Source organism: Pseudomonas sp. Y5-11 (assembly GCF_022368695.1).
GTDB classification, from domain to species: Bacteria; Pseudomonadota; Gammaproteobacteria; order Pseudomonadales; family Pseudomonadaceae; genus Aquipseudomonas; species Aquipseudomonas parakoreensis.
In genome coordinates, this window is sequence record NZ_CP058974.1 from 360,027 (window position 1) to 381,744 (window position 21,718).

The 21,718-nt window shown below is 54.7% G+C and carries 21 protein-coding genes; 7 read left to right on the forward strand and 14 right to left on the reverse strand.

The genetic code is table 11. From position 1 onward, the window contains the following. Positions 1–20: 20 nt before the first annotated feature. Entirely contained in the window at positions 21–377 is a 357-nt protein-coding gene (locus HXW87_RS01600; protein WP_020192022.1) for a metalloregulator ArsR/SmtB family transcription factor, read from the reverse strand. After that, positions 374–796, reverse strand: a complete 423-nt coding sequence (locus HXW87_RS01605) for an arsenate reductase ArsC (protein ID WP_020192023.1) — start codon at positions 794–796, stop codon at positions 374–376. The genes HXW87_RS01600 and HXW87_RS01605 overlap by 4 nt, the downstream gene beginning before the upstream one ends. A 140-nt stretch (positions 797–936) precedes the next feature. On the opposite strand from HXW87_RS01605, the gene HXW87_RS01610 reads away from it, so the two are divergent. From HXW87_RS01610 to HXW87_RS01620, 3 genes are all read left to right on the forward strand, one after another. Then, positions 937–1,302 (forward strand): GNAT family N-acetyltransferase, encoded by a 366-nt coding sequence (locus HXW87_RS01610; RefSeq protein WP_020192024.1) that lies wholly within the window; start codon positions 937–939, stop codon positions 1,300–1,302. A 212-nt stretch (positions 1,303–1,514) separates the two neighbouring features. After that, a complete protein-coding gene (chrA, locus tag HXW87_RS01615) occupies positions 1,515–2,720 on the forward strand; it encodes a chromate efflux transporter (RefSeq protein ID WP_042561610.1) in 1,206 nt (401 codons plus the stop codon). 10 nt (positions 2,721–2,730) lie between these two features. After that, positions 2,731–3,036, forward strand: coding sequence for a PadR family transcriptional regulator (locus HXW87_RS01620; protein ID WP_020192026.1), 306 nt, complete (start codon positions 2,731–2,733; stop codon positions 3,034–3,036). Between the two features lie 819 nt (positions 3,037–3,855). Here the strand turns inward: HXW87_RS01620 and HXW87_RS01625 are convergent. The 4 genes from HXW87_RS01625 to HXW87_RS01640 form a co-directional block, all read right to left on the reverse strand. Continuing rightward, positions 3,856–4,485 carry an HAD family hydrolase gene (locus tag HXW87_RS01625; protein WP_020192027.1) on the reverse strand — a complete coding sequence of 210 codons (630 nt, stop codon included), beginning with the start codon at positions 4,483–4,485 and terminating at the stop codon, positions 3,856–3,858. Positions 4,486–4,562: 77 nt separating this feature from the next. Next, positions 4,563–5,060 (reverse strand): hypothetical protein, encoded by a 498-nt coding sequence (locus HXW87_RS01630; RefSeq protein WP_020192028.1) that lies wholly within the window; start codon positions 5,058–5,060, stop codon positions 4,563–4,565. 98 nt (positions 5,061–5,158) lie between these two features. Next, complete coding sequence (locus HXW87_RS01635; RefSeq protein ID WP_020192029.1) at positions 5,159–5,476, reverse strand: hypothetical protein; 318 nt, start codon at positions 5,474–5,476, stop codon at positions 5,159–5,161. 75 nt (positions 5,477–5,551) lie between these two features. Continuing rightward, on the reverse strand, positions 5,552–6,286 hold the full coding sequence (locus HXW87_RS01640; protein ID WP_020192030.1) for a metallophosphoesterase: 735 nt from the start codon (positions 6,284–6,286) through the stop codon (positions 5,552–5,554). A 177-nt stretch (positions 6,287–6,463) separates the two neighbouring features. On the opposite strand from HXW87_RS01640, the gene HXW87_RS01645 reads away from it, so the two are divergent. Beyond that, on the forward strand, positions 6,464–6,940 hold the full coding sequence (locus HXW87_RS01645) for a helix-turn-helix domain-containing protein (RefSeq protein WP_042561611.1): 477 nt from the start codon (positions 6,464–6,466) through the stop codon (positions 6,938–6,940). A gap of 52 nt (positions 6,941–6,992) precedes the next feature. Here the strand turns inward: HXW87_RS01645 and HXW87_RS01650 are convergent, their stop codons facing one another. Further along, a complete protein-coding gene (locus HXW87_RS01650) occupies positions 6,993–8,132 on the reverse strand; it encodes a hypothetical protein (protein WP_235378435.1) in 1,140 nt (379 codons plus the stop codon). Between the two features lie 82 nt (positions 8,133–8,214). On the opposite strand from HXW87_RS01650, the gene HXW87_RS01655 reads away from it, so the two are divergent. From HXW87_RS01655 to HXW87_RS01665, 3 genes are all read left to right on the forward strand, one after another. Then, positions 8,215–8,547: a transposase gene (locus HXW87_RS01655; protein WP_009682494.1), complete on the forward strand. Its 333-nt coding sequence runs from the start codon at positions 8,215–8,217 to the stop codon at positions 8,545–8,547. Beyond that, positions 8,544–8,879: an IS66 family insertion sequence element accessory protein TnpB gene (tnpB, locus tag HXW87_RS01660; RefSeq protein ID WP_009682493.1), complete on the forward strand. Its 336-nt coding sequence runs from the start codon at positions 8,544–8,546 to the stop codon at positions 8,877–8,879. The genes HXW87_RS01655 and tnpB overlap by 4 nt, the downstream gene beginning before the upstream one ends. Positions 8,880–8,940: 61 nt before the next feature. Next, on the forward strand, positions 8,941–10,488 hold the full coding sequence (locus tag HXW87_RS01665) for an IS66 family transposase (RefSeq protein ID WP_034128274.1): 1,548 nt from the start codon (positions 8,941–8,943) through the stop codon (positions 10,486–10,488). Positions 10,489–10,620: 132 nt separating this feature from the next. On the opposite strand, the gene HXW87_RS29450 is transcribed toward HXW87_RS01665, so the two are convergent. From HXW87_RS29450 to HXW87_RS01705, 7 genes are all read right to left on the reverse strand, one after another. Beyond that, positions 10,621–11,940: a PAS domain-containing methyl-accepting chemotaxis protein gene (locus HXW87_RS29450; protein WP_009682490.1), complete on the reverse strand. Its 1,320-nt coding sequence runs from the start codon at positions 11,938–11,940 to the stop codon at positions 10,621–10,623. Positions 11,941–12,092: 152 nt separating this feature from the next. Further along, positions 12,093–14,162: a bifunctional diguanylate cyclase/phosphodiesterase gene (locus tag HXW87_RS01680; protein WP_033690316.1), complete on the reverse strand. Its 2,070-nt coding sequence runs from the start codon at positions 14,160–14,162 to the stop codon at positions 12,093–12,095. A 564-nt stretch (positions 14,163–14,726) separates the two neighbouring features. After that, positions 14,727–15,560: a thymidylate synthase gene (locus HXW87_RS01685; protein ID WP_020190342.1), complete on the reverse strand. Its 834-nt coding sequence runs from the start codon at positions 15,558–15,560 to the stop codon at positions 14,727–14,729. Next, positions 15,557–16,063, reverse strand: a complete 507-nt coding sequence (locus tag HXW87_RS01690) for a hypothetical protein (protein WP_020190341.1) — start codon at positions 16,061–16,063, stop codon at positions 15,557–15,559. The genes HXW87_RS01685 and HXW87_RS01690 overlap by 4 nt, the downstream gene beginning before the upstream one ends. Continuing rightward, complete coding sequence (locus HXW87_RS01695) at positions 16,060–18,141, reverse strand: tyrosine-type recombinase/integrase (protein ID WP_020190340.1); 2,082 nt, start codon at positions 18,139–18,141, stop codon at positions 16,060–16,062. The genes HXW87_RS01690 and HXW87_RS01695 overlap by 4 nt, the downstream gene beginning before the upstream one ends. Beyond that, positions 18,138–20,486, reverse strand: coding sequence for a site-specific integrase (locus tag HXW87_RS01700; RefSeq protein ID WP_020190339.1), 2,349 nt, complete (start codon positions 20,484–20,486; stop codon positions 18,138–18,140). The genes HXW87_RS01695 and HXW87_RS01700 overlap by 4 nt, the downstream gene beginning before the upstream one ends. After that, positions 20,483–21,589, reverse strand: a complete 1,107-nt coding sequence (locus tag HXW87_RS01705) for a tyrosine-type recombinase/integrase (RefSeq protein WP_169775904.1) — start codon at positions 21,587–21,589, stop codon at positions 20,483–20,485. Before HXW87_RS01705 ends, HXW87_RS01700 begins: the two co-directional genes overlap by 4 nt. Positions 21,590–21,718: the final 129 nt, after the last annotated feature.

The window sequence follows — 21,718 nt, forward strand, 5'->3', positions numbered from 1 at the left end:
TAATCCGGTTGGGGCGTGAATCAGCTGCACACGCCCTGATTGATAGGGCGGTCGTTCATACCGCACAGGCGTTTAGCCTCGGTTTCCAGCCAATGCTGATTGGCGTCTACGACTTCTTTCAAAACCGCAGTTACCCACGCAGGCAAGTCGGGGTTCAGGCGGTAGTACACCCACTGACCTTGCCGACGATCCATCAACAAACCAGCAGAACGCAGCAGGGCCAAATGACGAGAAATCTTCGGCTGGCTCAGGTCGAGTGCCGCCGTCAGCTCGCAGACACACAGCTCGCCTTCGCTCACGACAAGCAGGGAAATTTTGGCTCGGGTGTCATCCGCCAAGCACTTGAATAACGTGGTGGGGTTCATGGGTTCTGTCATAGATCCTCCAGGTGTTTGGTCTTGACCAAAACGAAGAGCTTGATGCGCTCATGGATGTCGTGGAGCGTGTGGCGAAATGCGCCGGGATCATCGCTCGTTACTGGGTCAGAAAAATCCCAGGCAATGACTTCACCTGCACTGGGCATTGATAGGCACTCGCTGGCGGACTTATCGCAAAGAGTGATGACGTAATCGAATCGATCAGCTTGAAACTCGCTGATGGACTTGCTTCGCAGGCCCGCTGTATCGACTCCAACTGCCTCCAATGCCTGAATCGTGCGCGGATCAATCTCAGACGGTTGGGATCCTGCGCTGAAGGCCTCGAAGCGCGGGTCGGTGTGCCGCAGTAACGCCTCTGCAAGCTGGGAGCGGACTGAGTTGGCAACGCACACGAAAAGAACTTTGATAGCAGGGGTCATGACTGAACTCGATGCATATGGAAAATCGAATATACGCTTTGGCAGATATTCGGTAAAGCGAATATGATGACCGCTGCTCAGGCTTGAGCCATAGCGGTCATGCAAAGCAAGGCATAGGGAATGACAGGGTGGAGACGGAGATGATGATCCAGACAATGCAAATAGCCGGAGGGCAATGGCAGCGCTTTCGCGACGCCTTGGAGTCTGCTGACCTTCCATCAGACGATGTGGATCTTCCGAACCGAACCTTTTTCGAATTCACGCGGGATGGTGAGACTGTTGGGTGGGGAGGGTTTGAAACGCATGGGGCAGATGGATTGCTGCGTTCCCTGGTCGTGGAGCCGGCATACAGATCGACAGGGGTTGGAGCTGAAATGCTTCGAGTCGTTGAAGCAATAGCTGCGAAGCAGGGAAACGCTCGATTTCATTTGCTGACAACAATTGCATCAGGCTTTTTTGAACAGCAGGGATACGCACTAACCAGCGAGACTCTGAGCCGCCTCTGATTGGGAATTGCACCTCACTTGACCAATCGTTTGCATTGCACTTGACCACCTGTTTGCATCGGACTTGACCAGCCAATTGCATTGGATCTGACCACTTGAAGCACGGCGTAAGCCGATCAGAACGAGTTCCATGATGGTCGACCTCAATTATCGATTTACGCTATCGTATATCGATAATTTCATCCAGCCTTGTCAGAGATCAGGTATTGACCATGACTGAAATAACCAAGACTGACCGTAGCCCTTGGGCTGTTTTTTTGATCTTCCTCCGCTTGGGGTTCACCTCCTTCGGCGGCCCAATCGCACACCTGGGCTATTTCCGCGATGAGTTCGTGGTGCGTCGACAATGGTTGAGCGAGCGCAGCTATGCGGATCTTGTCGCCCTTTGCCAGTTCTTACCGGGGCCAGCCAGTAGCCAGGTCGGGATTGCGCTCGGGTTGTCTCGATCCGGCTACGCCGGGGCACTAGCCGCGTGGATGGGATTCACCTTGCCCTCCGCAATCGCCTTGATCCTCTTCGCACTCGGCATCGCCAGTTATGGTGATGCCATGCCTGCTGGCGTGCTGCACGGTCTGAAGGTGGTGGCCGTGGCGGTGGTCGCCCAGGCTGTCTGGGGCATGGCGCGCAATCTTTGTCCCGATGCGCCGCGTATTTCCATCATGGCAGCGGCGACCTGCTTCGTGCTGCTCGTACCCTCTGCCTGGGGGCAAGTGAGTGTCATCATCCTTGCAGCCATCGTCGGCCTGCTGCTATTCAAACCACAGCAGGGCGAGGCCCATGATCCACTACCGATCAGCGTGCGGCGTCGCGTTGGCTTGTTCTGGCTGGCCCTGTTCTTTGCCCTGCTGCTTGGGCTGCCGTTGCTGACAGCTGTGTTCCCGAGCCAGACACTGGCGATGATGGATGCCTTCTACCGCGCCGGCTCGCTGGTATTCGGTGGCGGGCATGTGGTGCTGCCGCTGTTGCAAGCTGAGGTCGTACCAACAGGCTGGGTCGACAACGAAGCATTCCTCGCGGGCTATGGTGCGGCGCAGGCCGTGCCGGGGCCTCTATTCACCTTTGCAGCATTTCTCGGTGCCTCGATGAACCAAGCACCAACTGGCTGGCTTGGCGGGCTGATTTGCCTGCTGGCGATCTTTGCGCCGTCTTTCCTGCTGGTGGTGGGGGCCTTGCCATTCTGGGAGCACCTGCGCCGTAACCTGCGTACGCAGGCAGCACTGCTGGGCATCAATGCGGCCGTGGTCGGCCTGCTGCTTGCTGCTCTCTACCAGCCGGTATGGACGAGTGCGATTCATGGCCCGCAAGACTTTGGCCTGGCCCTCGTGGCACTGGTGGCGTTGATGTTCTGGAAGCTGCCGCCGTGGATGGTCGTGCTGGGCAGCGGTGTCCTGGGCGGGCTGTTGAGCATTGCACTGTGAGATACATCGAGTGACCGACAAAGACCTCTACGGCGGGTTGATCCGCCTGCATATCCTGCACCACGCTGCCGAGGCTCCCATCTTCGGGCTGGCCGTCATCGAGGAGCTGAGCCACCACGGTTACAAGCTCAGCGCGGGCACGCTGTATCCGATGCTGCACGGTTTGGAGAAGAAGGGTTATCTGTGCTCGCACCATGAACGCACTGGGCGCCGCGAGCGACGCATGTATGAGATTACCGATGAAGGCCGAGCCGCGCTGGCAGATGCCAAGGTGAAGGTTAGGGAGTTGTTCGGCGAGTTAATCGAAGGACGCTGATGGTCTTAACCGGAGTGCCTGCGACCAGCTACTTGCTTTCATGACCGCACACTGACCGAAAGCAGTGGCCTATTAGCTACGTACGCTTTTGGCCGACTTCTGCCCGTCAAGGCGTACCCGTGCGCCGGTCAAATTCGATGCAAACAACTGGTCAAGTCGAGTGCAACAGGTGGTCAAGTCCATGCAATTACGCATCTGATCTCACAGACGGAGCAGTTCAGGGGGCTTTGCCCTGGCTCGGCTTGCTACATGTGCAAGGCGTTACCATTCGTCAATGGCTTATAGTCTGCCCACCCGATAGTCTGAAAAGCCAGATCGGAAAAATGTGGCAGTGAAGCTCAGCACACAAGACCACGAATCGCACAGTCTCTGGTGCGGCGGCCCTCACTCGATAGAACGCAACGACAGGCTAGATGGCATTAGGCTCGTATGCCGTGGTCAAGCCGTATAATCTCGTCATGGATAATTGTGAGTCCCATAGGTGTGCACAGCACCCTGCAGGGTGCCTGACGGCCTACACCTACTACAGATCTTACGAGCCATCGCTCCGCCTTCTTTCGGCTTCCAAACACTTCAAGTGCGATTGAGAAGACCTGCTCGTAACGCGTTTCAAAACAGCGATGCCTAGCACTCCAGCAGCCGATCGGGGAGCGAACGCATCGCCCGACAATCCTAAGCTCATTCATGCTTCACCCTCTGGTGATACTGGTCTGGTCGCCGCTCGTACTCTGTGCAGGGGGCATCCCGACAGGGCCACCTCGTGGCGCGGCCCTTTAGCTCAGACGCAACGCTTCCATCGAATTGAAGATCTGCTCCCAGCTACCTATCACTCAGCACTGATTGTGCAAAATGGGAAAGATTGGAAGCCCCGCCTCCATTCCTGCGCAACAGATAACCCTTGATACCAACCTGGCCAGGCCCATCCCGATCACACCTTTCTGAGTCGCCAATCATGACAATCCGCCTCTGACTACTGAGCTCATTTCCTGGCCGAACATCAAGTAGATCGCAGATGTGCTGGTAGATGGTCGCTTGCGGTTTCATAACACCAATGCGATAGCTGAAACCATAGGCCCCAAGGTGCGGGAAAATCCTTTCCACTACGGGGCCGTAAGGCATGGCCAGGTTTGAACACACAGCCAGTCTCAGCCCTGCAGCTTGCAGTAGCCCAACGGCCTCAACCGCGTCTGGATAAGGCCGAATGCTTGCCAGTTCCTCCTCCAGGCATTGGTCGAGAAATGCAAGCTGGGAGGGCGAGATTTTGATACCAAAGTACAGCGCAGCCTCGCTTAGGGAAAGGCAACGGGTCATGATCGCTCGAATGTCATCAGCGCGAGGCAAGCGGCCTTGGCGTCGCCCCTCTCGAAGCAACTGTCGAAACGGATGTGTCGGCTGCTGAATCTCGACCAGCGTTCCGAAGGCGTCAAAGATAACGGCATTGGTCTTCATCTGAGTTTCCTTCGCTGGTCACCGTCCGCAAGACAGCCACTCTAACGAGAATCAAGTTCAACAACCAAAAAACTAAGCTATCGAAGAGTAACGCCAAATTTTGAAAAATCATCCACCAGCGTTTTTCGACCCAGCATTTTCGGAAGCTTGAAGACGTTCCTGTACCCATACCACAAAAACATAGGAATAATGACAAGCCCAACTCCAAAGGTTGCCGTTGCAGCAATAATCCCAGCTGGAACCGCTGCTAGCGAAATAACCACACCCTTTACCAAAGTCGACCTTGCAATAATTCGCAGATCATCCAAGTCGCACTCAACTTTCCCACCAGCCTTCTCAAAAGCGACAACAATTATCGATTTCTTTGAGGCATGCTTATAGTACCAAGTTCGCGGAACATCAGTCGCCAAAGCACCATGCTTCACAAGGTACTTCAGCATCACAACCTCTTTGAAATAGAGAGTAGCGCCGTGCTCATCTTCGTATCTAACACGTCGATAGAGAGCGTCTAGATCACCGCTCCCTTGAGCATCATAGTTCTTAACAGTCAATGTCAGTTTCTTTAACTCGGACATGCTTCCTCCCTTAAACACACATTAACTATTAATGGATTAGATGACGGCGGGGCCTAATTAAGCAGGCTGAGACAGCGGCCTCGACAACGCGGGGGCAATCAAGCGGCGGCAGGCAATCGGCTGACCATGACGTAATGATCGTTGCCTGACACTGTCCGCAATAACGCCATGCCTTCGACCTCCGCTATCACCTCACTAGGGGGTGTGACAATTGTCATCCCATCAGCCAGTTGCCCTGAAAGATCGCCATACACATACGCAACGAAACGATCGCCAACTTCAGCTGCATCTACCAGGTACGCGTCCACTAGTGCACCCCAATCATGGGCCTGCGCGATCGCCAACTTAGCTGACACCAGACTGGGCAGTCGTATTACGCCCTCAACCATCCAGTCCTGGGAATTCAGACAACTCATGGATTCTCCATCACGTTCGAATTTGAAACCTACTCACTTACTGAAAAAGCTAAACGACGGCAGCCCAATCAGTCTTCATACACTGACAACTAGGTCTGGCCGAAAGCCAGTTTCTTCGGTGGGATAACCACGAGGATTACTCACAAACCGAACGCCATTAACCACCTCATCCACAGCTTCGTGGGTATGGCCAAAGATCCATAGATCGATCTTGAAATCCATCAGGCCATCCCAATTGTTTCCATAGGCTGCTCGCAAGTGAGGATCGGCTCCTTGGTCACTCACGAACTTCATAAGGGGCGGATAGTGAGTCACAACTACACGCTTACCGTTGAATGGCAGCGATAGCTGGCCCTCCAACCACTCCTTCGTCTCTCGATTTCTCGCGATCAGATCATCAGGGCGCAAACGCCGATACTGTTCACCGACACGGATTGCGCGAAAGTCATTCAGTGAGTTACGAGCGCACCAAGAAGCAGCTACTGGGTCTCCGGTCGCGGCCAGGCTCGTCCAACCCGTAGCGCAGAGAAACTGCACGTCACGGTGTTCTAAAACCTGATTTTCCAATACGTGGACGTGCGCCTCAGCAGCGTCAAGCAGCTTGCTGTGGGTTCGATCTATATTCCCGCTGTAGTGCTCATGATTGCCCATGGCATATATGACAGGCGTGCTGAAGGTCAGGCTGGCCCACATGGCCCCCCTGGACTTCACGTGGATGTCACCGGCTAATACGACCACGTCACAGTCCACCACAGGGGGGACGAAATCGGCGAACTCACAATGCAGATCAGACAGTATATGAAGCTTCATCCCAAGCCTGCTGACGTCGACTTTCTAATAAATTGATCATTCCCTGGCCCGGTCGCTCGGACGCGGCGAAGCTGCCATCAGTAGGCCCACGATAAACGATGATCGCCATTATTGCTAGCTTTCGATATTTATCGACGCATGGCGCTGTGGCCCTATTCTTCGTTTTGAGCGCTCAGCATGCAGAACGAGATAGCAGCAATAGTCCGAGCTCTGCGCGACCTGAGAGGATCAGCTCAGGAGGAGCTTGCCGAGATCAGTTCCCAAGCCAATCTGTCACGATTGGAGCAAGGGAAAACGCAGGTCTCTTTGGTCAAGCTGAGCAAGATCGCGCGCACCCTGGATTTCGACCTCGTGGCTCTCGTCGCGCTATGTCAGGCCCTCCAGGATGGGTCATCACCTATCGATGTCATGGCGAAGGCTTCAAAGGACTTGGAAGGCTTCGTAGCCCAGGGAGGGTTGCAGGGCCTGAAGAGGCATTGGGACGCTGGTGAAGGGCTGGTGAAGCGCACGCGAGGCAAACCCAGCAGCCCAGATCGAATCCGGGCAGTACTAGAGCTCAAGGCCAGTGGCATGTCGAAGGCGGAGGTGGGTCGAGCGCTGGGGTTGCCTGAAGCGACTGTCAGGCGTTACTGGCTCAAAGAACTGCCTGGCTAGAAAGGGAGTTGTGGGGTGAGAGCAGAGAAGCTCTCCACTTTTCCAATTCGATTTAGCGCGGCGGCAGATCCGTGAAGCGCAGCCGGGGATAGATACGCCTTTCCTCAGCGCATTTGGAAATCTGCAAGAACGCTGACAGCAGTGCATCTTCCGAAGGGCAGTGGCGGGTCATGACCTCGAACTCGTTGTAATCGAAGGCTAGGACGCGAATTCCGACCTCATCCATGAATTTCAAAATCATGGCGCTGTATTCATCGTAGTTGTCGATAAAAAGCTCTCTGACCACGACAACTCCCACCAGGGGGCGTGCAGCAAGATCAATGTCCAAGGGCGTGCCGTCCACAAGCGCTAAGGCTGGATTGCCTTCTCGCCTGATCGTTGAGATGGCGCCACGTAGTTGCTGCAGGCCGTTCTTCAACTGACTTATGGCCTTCTTTCGCTTTCTCTCAAGCGTTGTGTTCATCATTGCTGGCGTATTGGGACTGTCCTTCGCCTGCAGCAGCAAAGTCACTTCATCGCCCATCACCACTACGTCAGCCAGCTCCTCGCCATCGGAAACCTTCAAGGGGCCATGGATGATCCGTTCGGAGGTGTATGCGCGCTGGAGAAGATAGATGATGTCCAACTCCTGAAACGTGCCCGGCTCAGTGCGCTCTAACTGCGTATTGGAGAAGCCTTGGGAGCCTCGAAAGTCCTGGCGGGTCAGGTCGGTGATCAAATAGTCCGAGGGGAACAGATCTTCCTGCAGGAACACCGTTGTGGCACGAGCGTCGTCCTCATAGGTCGTGAGGCTGAACCATCTTTCCGCCTGCTCATACATCTTGGGCCAGTGATCTGCTCCAATGGGGCTGAGTGTACCGAGCTCCTTGCGGAGCTGACCAAGCTTCGCCTGGGCCTTACAACTGAACAGCTCGCGGTTGTGCTCGTCGAAAAAGCACACACTGAATTCGTCAGGGAAGCTCTGCAGTGCCTCTGTGAGAGGGTCACCAGGGATGAGTGGGGTTTTGATCAATAGCGGACTTTGTGGGTCATCAAAGCAGGCTGTGAGAAGCGTAAGCCCCGTCGTTTCGCCTGCCTTGTATGGCGCAAGGTAAAGCTTCAATTCACGCCTTTGCTGAGCGGCCAAGATCAGCTCTTTCCCTGCCTTGATTACCAGCACGAAGCCTTCAGGGTATGCGTACGGCCAAGTCATCTACCCAGCCCTGCAAAGCCAAGACATGGTGTGCACTTACATTTAAGTGGGCACCAGTTCTAGCCTTTTAAGCGGGTATTTCATGCAGCCAACACGCCGTTCCTATTCCAAATCCTTCAAAGCTCAGGTCATTCAAGAGTGTGCCCAGCCCGGTGCTTCGATTGCCAGCATCGCACTCAGCCATAACCTCAACGCAAACCTCGTCCACAAATGGATTCGCCTGCAAGCGCAGAAAAGCACAGCGCTGCAACCTGCATTTATTCCGTTACCCGTGCCGCTGGCAGGGGCGAAATCCCACACATCATCATCGAATATTTGCGTTGAAATACAGCACCCGCGTGGCACCGTCACAGTGAACTGGCCCACTGAAAATGCTGCTGCCTGCGCGACCTTTCTTCGAGACCTTCTGCGATGATTCGCATCGACTCCATCTGGCTCGCCACCGAGCCGATGGACATGCGCGCTGGTACCGAAACGGCATTAGCCAAGGTGATTGCGGTGTTCGGTGCGGCGCAGCCGCACTGTGCTTATCTTTTCGCCAACCGCCGCGCCAATCGCATGAAAGTGCTGGTGCATGACGGCTTCGGCATATGGCTGGCGGCGCGCCGGTTGAGCCAGGGCAAGTTCCACTGGCCAAGCATTCGTCATGGCTCTGAAATGCAGTTGGACACCGAGCAACTCCAAGCCTTGGTATTGGGCCTGCCATGGCAACGAGCAGGTTCCGGCGGCTCGATCACACTGCTTTAACGGCTGCCATTAGCCTATCGGTCTATCGCCGCGAAGCGCCTGCTCTGGCAAAATTCGGCGCATGACTTCTTCTCCCAATCTCGACCAAATGACTCCCGACCAACTGCGTGCCTTAGCTGCGCAATTGCTCTCGCAAGTCGAAACAATGGGTAAGACGGTCGAAACCATGGGCAAGAAGATCAACCGCGATCAGACGGTGATCGAGAAGCTGACCTTCGAAATTGCGCAGCTCAAGCGCTTGAAATTTGCCAAGCGCAGCGAGCAGATGAATCCTGAGCAGGCCAGTTTGCTCGATGACCTGATCGATACAGATATCGCAGCGATTGAAGCAGAGCTTCAGGCCTTGCAAACAGTGCCAGCGGCGACCGAGAAAAAGCAGAAGCCCAAGCGCACTGCATTGCCGGCTGAGTTTCCACGCACACTGATCCATCACGAACCTGACAACACTCACTGCCCATGCGGCTGCGCGCTGAAACGCATCGGTGAAGATGTCAGTGAGAAGTTGGATTACACACCGGGCGTGTTCACCGTCGAGCGTCATGTACGTGGCAAATGGGTCTGCGATGACTGCGAAACGCTTATCCAGGCACCGGTTCCGGCTCAGATCATCGACAAGGGCATCCCAACCGCTGGGCTGCTGGCCCACGTCATGATTGCCAAGTTTGCTGACCATTTACCGCTTTACCGTCAGGAATCGATCTTCGGTCGAGCGGGCCTGGCGATTCCACGCTCAACCTTGGCCGAATGGGTTGGCGTGACTGGGGTTCAGTTGCAGCCGCTGGTCGATGCGCTGCGCGAAGTGGTACTCGGGCAGCAGATTATTCATGCCGATGAAACACCCGTGCAAATGCTCATGCCGGGAACAAAGAAAACCCACCGTTCCTATGTTTGGGCCTACGCCACCAGCCAGTTCTCGGATGTGGCAGCGGTGGTTTATGACTTCAGCCCCAGCCGTGCCGGAGAGCATGCTCGCAACTTCCTGCAAGGCTGGAGGGGCAAGCTGGTCTGTGACGATTTTGGCGGTTACAAAGCCAGCTTCGAACTCGGCGTGACCGAAATCGGCTGCATGGCCCATGCACGGCGCAAATTCTTCGAGCTGCACGCTACGAATAAAAGCACGCTTGCTGAGCAAGCCCTGCGCTATATCCAGTTGTTGTACGAAATCGAGAGCGAAGTCCGCGATCTGGAGCCGGATTTACGGCGGCGAATACGGAAAGAAAAAGCCGTCCCGGTAATGGACATGCTACATGTCTGGATGAGCGCCCAGCGCGACCTTGTGCCCGAAGGCTCAGCCATCAGCAAAGCACTCGATTACAGCCTGAAACGCTGGGCAGCGCTGTCGCGCTACCTCGATGACGGGGCTGTACCCATAGACAACAATTGGGCAGAGAACCAGATCCGACCATGGGCTCTTGGACGCAAGAACTGGCTCTTCGCAGGGTCGCTACGCAGCGGAAAACGGGCGGCGGCGATCATGAGTTTGATCCAGTCTGCGCGGCTCAACGGTCATGATCCGTATGCCTATTTGAAGGACGTGCTCACACGCCTGCCGACGCAGCGGGCGAGTGAAATCGATCATTTGCTGCCGCATATTTGGCAACCGGTCTAATTGCGTAAGACGTGATGCTCGGATGCAAACGTTCAGTTGCGCCCAGTAAGCAGCGATGATGTCATATTGGACAAGCACGCTTATCGTGAGAAATTGGAACAGCCTTACGAGGTTGTGCCCGATACAGTTACATCAGAGCTCTTCCTTTGCCTCGGCGAACTGGCGCACGGCGTCGACTACTTGCCGTGCTCCGCTCTGAATTTCCTCTATCACAAAGCCGGCTTGGCTGACCAAATCGACGCCTTGATCGACCTTTTGGCGACTAGCCTGCATGCTCTCCACAGCATCCTGCGCTAGTTCATGGTTGCGCTTCACAACATCGACGATTTCCACGGTGGCCTGCGCCGTGCGGGCTGCAAGGTTTCGTACTTCATCGGCGACCACCGCAAAACCTCGGCCTTGTTCACCCGCCCTTGCAGCTTCGATAGCAGCATTTAGAGCAAGTAGGTTGGTCTGCTCGGCGATACCTCGGATGGTCTGCACGATGCTGCGGATCATCTCTGACTGCTGATTGACTGCAGTGATGCCTTCAGCCGCTCGTGAGAGCTCGGCTGCTATGCCTTGTACCACCTCGACCGTTTCACTAATGACCTTGGCACCATGGCGAGCGCTTCTGTCCGTCTGCTGGGATATATTGTAGGCGAGCGTGGCTGCATCGGATTCTGCCTGCTGCTGGCGCACTTGGGACGTAATATCACGGGCAAACTTAACTACTTTGTAAAGCCGGCCACTGGCATCGAATACCGGGTTGTAGGTTGCGCTCAGCCAGACGGTATCGCCATGCCGGTTGAGTCGCTGGAAGCGTCCAGAGAAGAACTCACCACGGTTCAGTCGCTCCCAGAAATCGCGGTATTCAGGAGAGTCCGCTTCACCTCGTGTGCAGAACATGCGGTGGTGCTTTCCCCGAATCTCATCCAGGCGATAGCCCATGGCCTGCTCGAAGTTTTCGTTGGCGTCGAGAACCTCACCTTTCAAGTTAAAGGAAATCGCAGCCATCGAGCGACTGATGGCCTGAACCATGCTGCTCTGCTCCTGCTCACGGATCACCTGAGTAGTAATGTCGGTGGCCAGCTTCAGCACGCCTTCGACGCGACCATCGGCGCCTCGGATAGGGTTGTAGCTGGCTTCGAGCCAGACCTCCAGGCCTTGCTTATTACGCCTCAGGAAACGTTCACGTATGTACTCGCCACCAGCCAGGCGCTGCCAGAACTTACGATAGTCGGCACTCGCCTGGTAATCAGGAAAACAGAAAATACGATGGTGCTGTCCGACGATCTCCTCCAGTCGGTAGCCCATGGTGGTAAGAAGGTTCTCATTGGCACCTATGATGGTGCCATCGGGTTTAAATTCAATTGTTGCCGTCGAACGGTCAACGGCCACGGCCCTTGCTTCTGCGGCCTGAAGCTTTTGCAGAGCCTCAGCCAAGGTCTGCTTGATTGCCTTGTTGAACATTGATTAGCCTTAGAGTGAATTTTACTATCGGACGAATGAGGAGAAGCCGTAAATCCCAATTCGAATGTTTAACTGATGCTTAAATCAGGTGATGTAGCGGGTCTGCAAATTGCACCAGCAAGCACCAACTTGAATCTATGGCTTGTGCAGTATCACGCTAGAGTCTTGGTCGCGCTTAAGCTTTCCAGCATCCTCTCTGCGCTCATCGGCTTGCCCAGCAGGTAACCTTGCAAAATGTCGCAACCCAACTCGGTAAGCATCTGTTGTTGTTCAGCGGTTTCCACACCCTCTGCAACGATCCTCAGCCCCAGCGTTTTACCGAGCGCTACTATGGCCGAAACGATAGCCGCGTCATCGTTACACTTAGCCAGCTCGGTGATAAAACCTCGGTCGATCTTCAGTTCGTTGGCTGGTAGGCGCTTAAGATAAAGCAGGCTGGAATAACCGGTACCAAAGTCGTCGATGGAGATATTCACGCCCAATGCTGCCAATTGATCAAGAGCAATCAAAGCAGCTTCAGCGTCCCGCATCGCCGTAGATTCGGTAACTTCCAGTGTCAGGAAACGGGGGGGCAGGCCACTGCTTTGCAGGGCATTGCGCACGACATCAACGAGCTTTGCATGGGCCAGTTGTACCGTCGAAATGTTGACCGCAATACTCCATTCGTCTTTACCTTCGCCTAACGCTTGCCATTCGGCCATCTGCCGGCACGCCTCATGGATTACCCAGCTACCGATTGGCACGATCAATCCAGTACGCTCTGCCAAGGGCAGGAAACGGACGGGCGGCACCAAGCCAAAACCTGGCTTGTTCCAACGCAGTAAAGCTTCAACGCCGATCATAGGGCCATTTGGGGCGAGCATCTTCGGCTGGAAGTGCAGGATAAATTCATTCCGATCCAGTGCGCACCGCAGATCCTGTTGCATTTCCAACTGCAGGTGAGCGTTAACGTTCATAGCTTTTTCAAAGAAGCAGTAGCCATCGCGGCCCTGCTCCTTGGCGTGGTACATAGCCGCATCGGCATTGACCATCAGCTCATGCTCGGTTAGGCCATTTTCTGGGAATATAGCGATACCGATGCTAGCGGACACATGCACTGTCTGCCGCCCAAGTACGTAAGGTAATCGAATATTTTCCACCAAGCGTTGCGCCAACATCGCAGCGTCTTCAGGTTCGCCGGGATCGATAAGCAGAACGAACTCGTCGCCTCCGAGGCGAGCCACCGTATCTTCGCCGCGTTTGGCGTCGTTGATTCGCTTTGCTACTTGCAGAAGCAACTGGTCGCCAGTGTGATGACCGTAAGTATCGTTAACAGCTTTGAAACCATCCAGATCCATGAAGAGTACGGCAAAGTGGCTCTTCTGCCTGATGGCTTTATGAATCGCTTGCTGAAGACGGTCGTTTAGGAGGATACGGTTAGGGAGGCGAGTAAGATTGTCGTGAAGAGCTAGCTGCACCAGTTCACTGTTTGCGAGGTCAAGGGAGCTGGCAAGTATGCTGGTGCGGACGTCAAGCATTGATACGATCAAGGCAATAGCGCAGACAGCCAGCGTGATCAGAATCACCAAAACCATTAGCCAGTTGCTATCAATGCCTGCATTGACCGCTCCGCACACGCTCCCGATAGGAAATTGGGCAGCCGCCATTCCGGTATAGTGCATTCCAACAATGGCACACCCCATAATTAACGAGGCGCCGATGCGTGTACGATTGATGTACTGACCTTCGCCACGCAGGCGGAAAGCGATCCACAAAGCCACGCCCGAAGCAAGGATAGCAATCAGCACCGATAGCGCGAACAAAGACGGAACGTATTCCACTACAGGATTCATCAGCAGCGCCGCCATTCCAACGTAGTGCATGGATGCAATTCCGATACCCATGAGCACCGCACCAAGCAGCAAACGCGGCAGTGGCATTTCCGTCTGGCATGCTAGCCACAAAGCAAAGGCGGAGGAGGCGATGGCGATCAACAACGATAAGCCAGTCAGCGTCGGGTCGTAACCCAGCTCGATGGGCAGTTGGAAGGCCAACATGCCAATAAAATGCATCGACCAGAGGCCCGTGCCCATGGCGGAAGATCCACCGGCAAGCCAAAGTGCCGATGCTTTGCCTTCGGTACGGGTGACTCGACCAGTCATGTCCAGCGCGGTATAAGACGCCAGGATCGCTACGGCGAAGGAAAACAGCACATACACGCTGTTATAGCTGCTTACTAGCATTGAAACCCCGAAGGTTGAATTTGGCTCCTCTGGGCCATCGGCGGCACGAGCAGTTTCTGAAGAGTACGCTTCATCCTATCGTCAAAAATTTTACAAAAAAAAGCGTCATGCCAGCCTTGCGACTTCCACGGGCACGCTTACGGCTGAATGCGATGCTGGAAATTGTAGTGCCGTGCTGGGCACCCATATTGAATGACCTGGGCTTTGAAGGCCTTGGAATAGGAACCGAGTGTTGGCTGCATGAAATACCCGTTTAAAAGGCTAGATCTGGTGCTCACTTAAATTTGAGTGCACACGATGTCTTGGCTTTGCGGGGCTGGGTAGATGACATGGCCGGACGGTTACCCTTCAGGGCCTTCAACGATCCATAATCCACGGGCTAAGACAGCGATTTGCTGAAGCGCTTGTGGCTTCATGATCGTGAGGTACATTTGAACTCCTTGGCGGTTGCCTGATTGCGTCCTGCAAAACCCGAAGCCTAAAGCGATGAGGCGAGGCCTATGCTTACCATTCAAAATTCCCATCCTGGCCAACCAAAATTTGGCTAGCCAGGCATCGACTCAGTTAGATCGATACAGGAGCAGGAATATGAGGATGTGGGTCATAGCCCACAATCTCAAAGTCCTCAAACTTGTAATCGTAAATGCTGTCCGGCTTGCGCTTGAACTGCAACTTAGGCAGAGGGCGCGGATCACGAGTCAGTTGCAGGTTAACTTGCTCAATATGATTCAAGTAAATATGCGCATCACCCATTGTAACTACAACCTCGCCAACTCCCAAATCGCACTGCTGCGCCAACATATGAGTTAAAAAACTAACCCCTGCTAGGTTATAGGGATTTCCGAGCAATAAGTCTGACGACCGAATGTATAGATGCGCCGACAACTTATTGTTGGCTACATAGAACTGATAGAGCAAATGGCATGGTGGCAATGCCATCTTCCCATTCCGGGCATTCTCTTGTGGACTCACCGATTCATCAGGAAGGTACTCGACGTTCCATCCATGGAAGAGAATCCGACGACTGTTTGGGTTAGTCTTGAGCGTATGAACGACGTAGTCGATTTGATTGATGGCCTTGCCGTCCTGGGTAGGCCAGGCCGTCCACTGCTTGCCGTAGATCGGGCCGAGGTCACCGTCTTCAGTTGCCCACTCATCCCAGATGCTGACACCATGCTCCTTCAGCCATTTGGTATTCGTGTCACCATTCAGGAACCAGATCATCTCGTTGATGATGCTCTTGAAATGCAGCTTCTTGGTGGTGAGGAGCGGGAAGCCATCCTCCAGGTTGTGGCGGAACTGGCGACCGAAGACACTCAGCGTGCCGGTGCCGGTGCGATCGCCTTTCTCGACGCCATTCTCTAGCACGTCGGCCAGCAAATCGTGGTACATCTTCATTTCGGTTCCTCAAGGTTCGCGCTGACCAAATCCAGTGCGTCACGCAATTTCAAAATTTCAGTATCTTGCTCTTTGATCTTCTGACGCAGCTCATCTGCGAGCTGGAGGTAGTAGTCCCTAGACTCGCGGACAGTGTCCAATCTCTTGTCGAGCGTGGCACAAGAGTTCTCAGAATCCTGATACCTATTGAACCAATAAAGCACTTCCAATCGACTCTTTTCAAGGCGTTGCATCAGAATCGTCTTGGGATCCTGCTTCTTCTCAGCCTTGACCCTCTGAGCGAGCACTGCAATGCGGCGGTTGTCCTTGATCGCCTCAAGCCGCTGCGCCGGGAAGTCGCGCTGTCGGATAGTGTTGCGATGAATGCCTGTGATGCGGCTCAGCTCCGCCATCGTCGGCTTCAGTTTCGGATCAGAGGCAATCTGCATAAGCCCCTGAGCCAGCAGCTCAGTGTTCCGGTCGTAGTCGAGCTTATTCTTGGCATCAAACGCCTGGACTGTCATACCTCGACCTCCTCACCCAGATGCTCCAACACACCCTTGGCTTCCTCCATCGCCGCTCGCAACTCCTCCTCAGAGCCTGCTGAGTTCGGAGAGCTCAAGGCCAAGCTGTTCTGCACATAGATCTCCCGCCATTTAGGAGCGTGAGCCTTGGTGACCACGGCGTTTTTGCACCGATTCGGATTGCAACGCAGCGATCCGATGCAGGGCAGAGACTCGTCAAATACCTCACGTTGACCGCCATAACAGAAGCCTTGTCCCACGTTGATGATCGCCATGCGCTTCTTGGCCATCTGGGCGATGATTTGCTCTTTGGTGTAGCCAGCCGCCATGTACCCGCTGAACACCTTTTTCATCCGCGCCTTGTGGCTCTCCGCATTGGGGCCGGCGTAGTTTCCGTCGGGATCGCAGTAGCTCTGGATGTACTCCTCCTCTGCCATTTGCGTCGGCGTCTTGCTAGATGAACGCCCACCCTTGGACAAGATCTCAGCGATCGCTCCGTACCCAAGCGTCACCGCACTGAACGCCTTGTTCTGGCCAGCACCACCGATAAGGTCACCGAAGTGCTTTAGCTGGTGAGAGATGAATGGGAGCCCAAGCTCAGCCCTGGCCATCTGGTAAGCCAGGGTGTGTCGCAACGTGTAAGGCGAGAATTCCAGCGACTCGAACTCCTCGTCCGTCAGAATATCCTCGAAGAAAGCTCTGAACTGGTGAGTGATTCCAAGCGAGGACATTGAGTTTGGTTCGGCGTCCTGCGCGACAGTATCCACATTGGAGAACAGGTAAGGATTCTGCTTTACCTTAGCGATGAGGCAAGCGGCACGGATGGCGTCACGCACAATCGGAATCGCGATCCACTTGTCGTCGAACAGCTTGGCCAAGCCTTGGCGATGCTTGATCACGTTGCTGATCAGCAACCAGTAGTCGCTCTCTTGCTCCATGCACGACTCGACTAGGATCTCGGAGAGCTCTGAGGGCCGCATGCCGGTGTACTGCGCCACGAGATAGCAGGCACTGTACGAGACGAAATTGATGTACCTACGGAAATCATCGTCCAGTTTGGAATCTGAGAGCTTGAGTAACGTTTCGGTCGCCTTAAAATCATGTCGACCAGAGCCAGATTGGAACGTAGATGGAATGCAGCCAAAAGCTGCGGACAGTGCATTCGCCATCGCACCGGAGTCATAGCCTTTTCTCCGCAGCCTCAGCGCTACGTACAACTCGAAATTGTAACGCGACAGCTCTTGAGCGTTGGCTAACGAGTAGCCGCTAGCGTTTTGGCGGGTAAGGGCAACCAGGTCATCCACAGGCTCCCCCAGAGTGCTTAGGAAGTCGACCACTGCGAACGACGCCTCGCGAGAAGCCTTCTCGAACACATCGTTCGGCAGAATACGGTATGTGCGCTCAGAATCAGGGACGTGCTTGAGTACCTTGGCCCAGGCGAGCGATTCCAGCTGAACGTAAGGCAGTGGCTCTTCGAAAATCTGCTCCTCGAAAAATGGCGACCTGACCAAGGTAAAGAACTTCTTGAGATCAGGGCCAAAGGCGTAGGGATGAATGAGCGCTGCCTCCCGGTACATACCCGCATCAAAGTACGTCAGACCATGGTGTCCAACCTCGAAGAACTCATCCGTCATCAGCTGGCGCGCCTGCCCCGACATCGTATCCAGGAAGCTCAATCCAGCCTTCATGCATGAAATGGCGGTGTTGGCTTTGATGTTCCTTGGCGAGGCAAACGAGCGCGTTGCCGCTGGCATCTTCAGCCAGCAATACAGGGCCACCTTGACCTCCAAGACCGCCGACTGGTTGAGCAATGGGTACGAGTCAAAATTGAGCCGTAGCTTGGCTCCTTGGACATTCCTGGCGGCGTTCGGATGATCGTCATTGAAGTCCCAGACGGCGTCGCCCAAGACGGATGTCTTACTGACAGGCAACGCCATCAGCGCCTGGTACCAAGAGAGTGCTTCCAGCGACACAGGAGTCGGATCGGCGATGTTTCTGCGCAACTCAAGCAGCAGGGTGTGAGCAGTTGTACGCCACTGTTTGTACGCAGCGAGTTCAGGGATCAGAGCATGGTTCATAGCGTTACTCCCTCGGTCAAAACACTGACCTGCAGGTTTTCAGAGAGGCGCTCAGCCTTGGTCAGCTCTTCTGCGGAAAAGTCCGATGTCTCAGGATCTAGAAGGTTGTTTAGCACATCAAGGTTGTCCAGGATGACGGCTCCGTAGGGCGTATCGAGCACCCGGTTGACTTCAATCATCCTTTGGTAGTCACGCCGCATGGCGAAGAGCTCCGGCAGGTGCGATACCGTGATGATGCTGTTGCTGCATGAAAGGCACATGTTGAACAGCGTGCAGGGCTTGCTGGGGTCATAGCTTGCCAACGCCTTGATGAAAGCAGGTGGGTCAAAAACGTTCATGCATGTGGCAAGGCCAGAACGCAGTGGCATCGCCTCGGGCGTGGGCTCGATAGTCTTGGTCGGGATCAGCTTCGGAGCCTCCTCTAACGTGTCTTGCTGCATTTCATGGAGAACCTTATTCAGCATTCGGCGCGCCATGGGGTTGAAGTCCATCTGATCCAGATAGGCCATGGTGGTGCTTAGGCTCTTATGCCCCAGGAGAACCTGGATCTCACGTGGAGAGACGCCGCGCTCGATCAGTTCGCTTACGAAGCTAGGTCGGAAACGTGACGGTGAGAGCTTGAGAGGATTACCATCTTCGTCAAGCAGCCCGTGATCCTGAGAGAACTTGTCCAGGGTCTTATTGAGCTGGTTGCCACCTGAGTTCTCAAAGGAATCTACAACCCCGTATTTCCTGGGAGAGCTTGAGCGGTAAATGAAGAGCTTGTTCTGGGCTTCGACAGGCGCACTCAAGCGAATCTCACGGGTCAGGTGCTTCACATCGTCAAAGATTTTCTTGACCACACGGCCTTGAGAGGTGGTCAGCCAAGAGATCTCCGCATGGAAGATATCTAGATGAAGCATCTTCGCGCCTTCAGAACGCTCTTTCCAATACAGCAAGCAAGGCCGATCCGTTAAGTCATGGCGCTCAATGAAATCATCCAGCTCCAGTCCCAGCAGCGAGTCAGCATTCATCCCGGTAACTTGGGCAAGCCGAGCGATGTACGGCGCAATGACTCGACCATCAACCTGATACTGCACGCCCCAGCTTTTATAAACCTCGAAGATCGAAATTGGCGAAGCCGAGATAATCGACATAAACGCCCGTTGATAAAGGTCGTTTTTATCTACGGATTCGAAGTTTAGGGGCTTGCAGTTGAGTTTGTTCTCAAAAATCCACCGTGCGTTATCCAGAGTGTTAAAGCCTCGGCGTACTCTTCCGTCAGCGTTCAGCGGATCTTCCCCTACCTGGCTTGGAACGTAAGCCTGGGCCAAGCGATTGGTTTCATCAATTTCTTGCTCAATGACCTGCGAAATACGGTTTCGGACAGCCTGGGGATAAGGCTTGTACTGGTCAGTTTCACGCTCAGCATCGAAGCCTGTAGCTGCGACGTAGCTGCTCAGCCCGAGACCCTCGATTTGGACTGCGCGCGCCATCATTTTCCGAGCAGAGCTCATCATCGAACTGCTGTGGCTGGTCGACAGCGAACGCTCCAAGATCTTTTCCTGGAGATATCCCCTGAACTTGGGGAGGGAATACGGGGTTACGAGCTCCCTAATGTCCTCCAAGCCTGTGTAGTTGGCATCCTTGAGATAGGCTCGGAAGTTTTTGAAAGCCTCAATGAAATTCGACTGCCCTGACGCACTACTGCTCTTCATTGATGAAGCACTGAAGAGGTGCAGCAGGTGCTGGAAGGGGCGCTCCGGTTCCGGGCTTACGAGGTCGGACAGGCGATGGATGCGGACTGAGCGCAAAGCGTTGAAGCCGTCTCGCAATGACTCAGTCTTTTCGACTACCGTCTTCGAGGCGATACGCTGCTCGACGGTTTGATAGTTAGGGTCAAGAACACCAAGCTTGCGAAGATCATCGAGAATCTCCTCAAACGTGATCCGCACCAGTTCGAAGCTCGCCCTGGCTGATTTGAAGCCAGCCAATTCAGGAATCTCGCTCATGAAGCCACGATCCCTGATGGTATTGGCAGCCACTGGAATCGCCAGCTTCTCCTCCATAGACATGCCTTCGTACCAGGCAAGCAGCCTACGGCGCCAATCGCAGGCGCCAGACGGATGGCCAGGTACGATAATTCCTTCGGCGCGCATCGCCTCGAAGATCGGCTCAAAGCTTGAGACGCGCTTTGAGATCGTACCTGGGTTCAGATTAGTCTGTTCGATGAGGTATTTAGGAGCCACCGCCAACTCGTCCCCCCTGCTCAGACATACCTTCAGCAACGACTCCCGATCATCAGTGGCGCGGGCCACAAATGACTCAATGACGGCGTCTGCCTGAGCGCTAGTCAACCGACTCATTTCATATCTCCCGCATCAATTTTCAGGCGCGTCTGCTGGGAAAGCTCAGCCATCTCGCCTGCTTTCGTCTTGGTTTCAGTTCCGGGGCGTACGAGCTTCTGGTAGAGGTCGTAGGGGATCTGGGTATAGGTTTCCGACGTGCTGAGGCGCGAGTGACCAAGCGTCTTCTGCACGCTCACTAGCCGGTCAAGGTAATCACTACCAATGTCTGGCGTTCTCAACAGGGCATAAGCATTCCCGTGCCTCAACTTGTGGGGAGAGATCATCCTGTCGATTTTCAGCAGGTTCAGCGCTCGCTCGGATGTGCGCTCCAAGAGCTTGGAGATCGAGCGAGGGGTGTACTCACCCCCTTCCGCATTCAGGAAAGCAGGGGTGTTCTCAGCCCCCTTGAATTGACGCTTAGTCATTTTGTACAGCGGCGAAGCATGGTACTTCTTGATGCGCAGCAGCGTGGCGCGGCTGACCAACGTCTGGCGGGGCTTAAATGAGTCCGCAGGGCCTTTGCTTCCATCAATATGCAGCGGGCAGTAGTCCGCGTTTACCGGTTCTGAAACACCAGGCGAGATGAACAACGTGTCCTGGAATCGAAGGGCATCATCAATGGCCTTGAGGGTCACTCGCGGGACTTCTGAGCGGCGCACGCCTGCGTCGTACATGAACTGGAGCAAGCAGCGCTCACGCTCACTCTGCGTAGCCAGGATGAGCTCTCTGAGATCATTCAGGGAACAAGCCACTACCAAGCTCTTGTTGGGACGGGGGGACAGGTAGCCGGCAGTGTAGGGGTTAGGCGCGGTACGAGGCGCGGGTGCGTCGTCCACTCCCCGGCATAGAGAATCATTGAAAAACGCCATCAAAGACGAATCCCGGTTGCGCACCGTCTTCTTGGAAAGCTCCTCGTCCTCGCGCAGGTGAGCGAAGTACTCCTCGATCACGTGGGTGCGGATTTCCAAGAACGCCGAGTCACGCTCGCAATCACGAAACTCACGGCGGTTCGTCAGGTACTCGCAGGTGTACCCAAGGTTGCGACCATAGGTGATGGCCGTCTGCTGGGATATATAGGCTTTCTGAAGCGCGTGGGATAGGTAACCCGAAATCAAAGGCATGAGGCGCTCATCATCATCAAAGACGGCTGTCCCTGTGACGTTCACGGCTTCCTGAATTGGGGATTCTTCGGATGAGTCGTCCCGCCTGGTTGGGGACTCTCTGAAATCTAGGGGGGCGCCCCTAACTGC